5 protein-coding genes are annotated in these 4,382 nt (G+C 62.9%); 3 read left to right on the forward strand and 2 right to left on the reverse strand.

The window, feature by feature from the left end:
* Positions 1-664 (reverse strand): efflux RND transporter periplasmic adaptor subunit (locus AC1D1X_RS16605; RefSeq protein WP_477698684.1); only part of this gene is annotated, 664 nt, incomplete at its 3' end.
* Entirely contained in the window at positions 661-2,118 is a 1,458-nt protein-coding gene (locus AC1D1X_RS16610) for an efflux transporter outer membrane subunit (protein ID WP_477669561.1), read from the reverse strand. The genes AC1D1X_RS16605 and AC1D1X_RS16610, both read right to left, overlap by 4 nt.
* Before the next feature lie 129 nt (positions 2,119-2,247).
* Between AC1D1X_RS16610 and AC1D1X_RS16615 the strand changes: the two genes are divergently transcribed.
* The 3 genes from AC1D1X_RS16615 to AC1D1X_RS16625 form a co-directional block, all read left to right on the forward strand.
* Positions 2,248-2,943 (forward strand): response regulator, encoded by a 696-nt coding sequence (locus AC1D1X_RS16615; RefSeq protein WP_477669562.1) that lies wholly within the window; start codon positions 2,248-2,250, stop codon positions 2,941-2,943.
* Between the two features lie 5 nt (positions 2,944-2,948).
* Positions 2,949-4,007, forward strand: coding sequence for a HAMP domain-containing sensor histidine kinase (locus tag AC1D1X_RS16620; protein ID WP_477669563.1), 1,059 nt, complete (start codon positions 2,949-2,951; stop codon positions 4,005-4,007).
* Positions 4,008-4,134: 127 nt separating this feature from the next.
* A partial coding sequence (locus AC1D1X_RS16625; RefSeq protein WP_477698685.1) for a hypothetical protein occupies positions 4,135-4,382 on the forward strand: 248 nt, incomplete at its 3' end.

Below are 4,382 nucleotides of genomic sequence, written 5' to 3' on the forward strand. Positions count from 1 at the left end.
CCACACGGCCCTGGCGCACCAGGCGGAACAACTCGGCGCCTGTGTTGACGACATTACCCAGAATCCCCGACCTGGAAGAGACGACGCCGTCGTCCGCTGCCACGATCTTCGTGTGCTTGAGTTTCAGGGATGCGCTCTCGAGGTCCGCCTTTGCCGAAGATAAAGACGCCACCGCTGCCGCCTCATTCGTAAGGTATTCGTCCATCTTCTGTGGCGCCAGGGCGCCGGCCACGTCCACCGACTGCGCGCGTTGCCGGTTGGTGCTGGCTTGAGCCCAGCTGGCACCGGCCTGTGCCACCAGGGCTTCCTGCTTGTGTAGCTCCGCGCGTACCGTATCGTCGGCAAGCGTCGCCATCAGCTGGCCTCGCCGGACCGAATCACCCACATCAACCAGCAACTGCGCGATGCGCAACCCACCCGTCTCAGGACTGACGATGATCTCCTGCCAGGCAGTCAAGGCGCCGCTGGCCTGCAACTGCTGCGGCCAACTTTGTGTTTCGGCGGAGACGACATTGACCGTCAGGGCACTCGCGCTTGACCCTGCCGCCGTGCCTGGATCTTTGGCCGTCAAAGCGCGCCATGCGAGTAGCGCGATCAGCAGGACGGCGACAGCTGCCGCGACAGTGATCACCAGTTTTCGGTTGACGTTGAATATTCTTTTCATGAGTTGGCTTTTTCTTCGTAGGCGGCGCCTGCGGGGGGACTTGCCGGGGTCGCGGGTTGCCAGCCCCCTCCCAGTGCCTTGTACAGAGCGATCCAGTATTCGACGCGATCACGTTGCAGGCCGATCAATTCGATCTGGGCTGACAGCGCCTGGCGCCTTGACTCTTCCAGCGTGAGCAGGCTGATGGTGCCCGCGCGCCATTGCGCGTCCGCTCCCACGAGGTATCTCCGGTATTCGTGGGCGGCGCGTTCTGACTGCTCCGTGCGCGTCGCAGCGCCGTCCAGGCGAACCAGCGACTGCTCCACCTCCTTCACGACCGTTCGCACACTTTGACGCCAGTCGGCATAGGCGGCTTCGTAGCCGGCCCGAGCGCTGTGGACAGCGGCCCGCGTGCGCCCGCCGTCGAAGAGTGGAATGGATAAGCTGGGGCCGAACGACCAGGTGGTCAATGACGAAGCGAGGCCGGTCGCAGAAACCTTGACAGATCCTGAAAGCGACAGGCTCGGGTAGAGGTCTGCCTGCGCCACACCGATGTCTGCACTTGCAGCTGCCAACTCGCGCTCGCGCGAGGCAAGATCAGGCCGCTGGCGCAGCGCCTGTGCCGGCACGCCTTGCACATCGAGGCCCGCCGGCTGCGGGATGCCGGTGCCGCCCTGCACCAGCTGGTGACGCAGCTCGGGTTCGTCGATTCCAGTGAGATTCACCAATGACTTCACCAGCAGCTCGCATTGCGCGCGTTGCGCGAGCCCGGCAGAGGTGGTGCTGGCCAGGCTGGCACGAGCCAGTGAGCCTTCTGTGCCGGCGGTCAAGCCGGCGCGTACCAGCGACTCCGTGGCTTTGGCCGTCTCGCTCATGGAAGCCAGCTCCTGCTCGTAAGCGGTGGCCAACAACCCGCAGGCTCGGTACTGCACATACGTATCCGCCACTTCCGCCGCAAGAGAAACGCGCGCGTCGTGCCAGTCGTTTTCGCGCGCCTGTATACGGGCGCTGGCTGATTCGGTGCTGCGCCTTACCTTGCCAAACAAATCCAGCTCCCACGAAGAATCCAGGCCTGCGCTGCGGGCGGTCGCCACTTCGCCGGTTTGCTGTGTGCCGCGTGTCACCGATGCCTGCCCATTTGCACCTGGCAGACCTGAAGCACCGGCGCTGGACAACGTGGCGCGCGCCTTCTCGATGTTGGCCCATGCCTTGGCGAGCGTGGGGCTGCCGGATTCGGCTGAACGCTGGAGCCGGGTCAGCACCGGGTCATTGAACTGGCTCCACCAGTCGCTGAGCGCAGTCACGTTGCCTCCATGGGGCAGGGGCCCCTGCCAAAGCGCCGCCGCTGCGGGGTTGGGCTCTGCATAATCCGGCCCGACCGCCGCACAGCCGCCAAGCGCGATGGCAAGACCGATAGCAAGGCCAATCCCAGGAATGGAAAAGTGTCGCCAGCCGGTGAGTCGATAGGTTTGCATGCTGCTCCTGAAAATCAGCAGTCATGGTAGGTATCGCGAATGCTCGCCAACGTTGGCGAAAGTTAAGCTGGGTAAAAAACCGGCCCACGCTGGCCGGCACCGGGGCTTTCAAGCGATACTGATGTCGAGATGATTCCGGTTCTGCTTGTTGATGATGACCTCGAACTCACGGCGATGCTGTCGCAGTATCTCGTCCGCGAGGGCTTCGATGTGCGCGCCGTACACGACGGCCAGGCCGGTGTCTCCGAGGCCACTTCCGGCCGCTACGACATCGTCGTGCTGGATGTGATGATGCCCCGGCTGTCTGGCATGGAGGCACTGCGCCGCATTCGCGCCCTTAGCAAAGTCCCGGTGCTCATGCTTACGGCGCGCGGTGACAACGTTGATCGCATCGTTGGCCTGGACATGGGCGCCGACGATTACGTCCCGAAACCCTGCACACCCGGCGAACTGGTCGCGCGCATCCGCGCCATCCTGCGGCGCACTGACGCGCGTGAAGCGGCGGCGCCCAATTCCGGGCAGCGTGTGCTGCAGGCGGGTGAGCTGGTTTTGTCGCCGGGCAACCGACAGGCAACATGGCACGGGATTCCCCTGGATTTGACAGGCACGGAGTTCAGCTTGCTTGAAGTCCTTGCTCGCCACGTCGGCCAGCTCGTGAGCAAGCAGGATATTTCGCTGCAGGCGTTCAGCCGCCCGCTGGCCCGATTCGACAGGCGCATCGATGTGCACATCAGCAGCATCCGCCAGAAGCTGGGGACACGTGCAGACGGCGAGTCCTGGATCCAGAGTGTTCGCGGTATGGGCTACCAGTTGCTGGAGGACTGACAGATATGGAGACGCGCCGCATCGGCCGGTTGTTCTGGAAGCTGCTGCTCGCGCTGTGGCTGAGCATGGTGCTTTCGTTCGCCGGCACCATCGCGTATTTCACACTGACAGGACATCCCCCTCCGGACGACGTCGCCACCTTCGGTTTTGTGCCGTTCGTACCGTTGATATCGGCCATAGTCGCCGTCCTCATCATCGGCCCGGTGCTTGCATGGTATTTGTCCCGCCCGTTGCGGCATCTGCGCTGGGCCTTGCGCCGTGCCGCTGAAGGCCGTTTCGACACGCGTGTGCAACCGCTGATGAAAGGGCGACGTGATGAAATAGCGGACCTGGCTGAAGAGTTCGATCGCATGGCTGCACAGCTGCAGCAGGTGACCGAGTCGCGCAAGGTGCTGCTGCACGATATTTCCCACGAACTGCGTTCCCCGTTGTCGCGGCTGCAAGCCGCTATCGGCCTGCTGCGACAGGACCCTTCCCAGACCGATGCGATGGTCGAGCGTATCCAGCGCGAGAGCGAGCGGCTCGATGTCCTGATAGAGGAGCTCCTCACGCTGCATCGCCTGGAGGCACCCACCGGCCTGGCGCGTGAACGGGTCGACGTGATCGAGCTTTTGCATGCCATTGCCGAAGATGCCGATTTCGAGGCGCGATCGCTGTCACGCCAGGTCAGCATCGACGCGCCAGGCCAGTTCGTCGCCCAGGTCAATGGTGAACTGCTGTACCGGGCTTTTGAAAACGTCATTCGCAATGCGGTGAAATACACGGCACCGGGCACAGTCGTCGAAATTCAAGCGGGGATCCGCACCGGCGATACGCAACTGGTGGTGACAGTCCTGGATCGTGGCCAGGGAGTTCCAGCGCCCATGCTGGAGGAAATCTTCGAGCCGTTTACCCGGGTCGAAGGAGGGGAGTCGGTGCGCGGGGTAGGTCTGGGTCTGGCCATCGCGCGACGCGCCATGAAGTTGCACGGCGGCCGCGTAGAAGCAGGGCTGCGTGAGGGTGGGGGATTGGTCATGACGCTCTGGTTGCCCGCTGCGGCAGAGGTCACGACGCGATCTTTGTGATGCTACACCCCCCCTATCCGGTCGGCACTTGCCTTGCGAATGTGGCGGCGCCGTCCGACTTGACGCAACCCACATAAGACATATGCTTTGAACCACGTCTCTGATCCGGAGCGTGCAGGAGAAACTTATGACCTCTTTGAAATGCGCAATGGCGCTGTCCTTAACGACCTTGGTCGCGCCAGCCATGGCGTGCTACACCGTTTATAACCCCAGCAACCAGATCCTTTATTCCGGTGAAGCGCCGCCCATAGACATGAGCTACCAGATCCACGAAAAGCTGCCCGCAGTTTTTCCCAGTGGCCATCTGATTTTTGACACGAGCAACAATTGCCCGGCGATAGACGTACGCCGTGCCGTCCCGCAACTCACCAATGT

It is taken from the genome of Polaromonas sp. P1_G4, assembly GCF_056405475.1.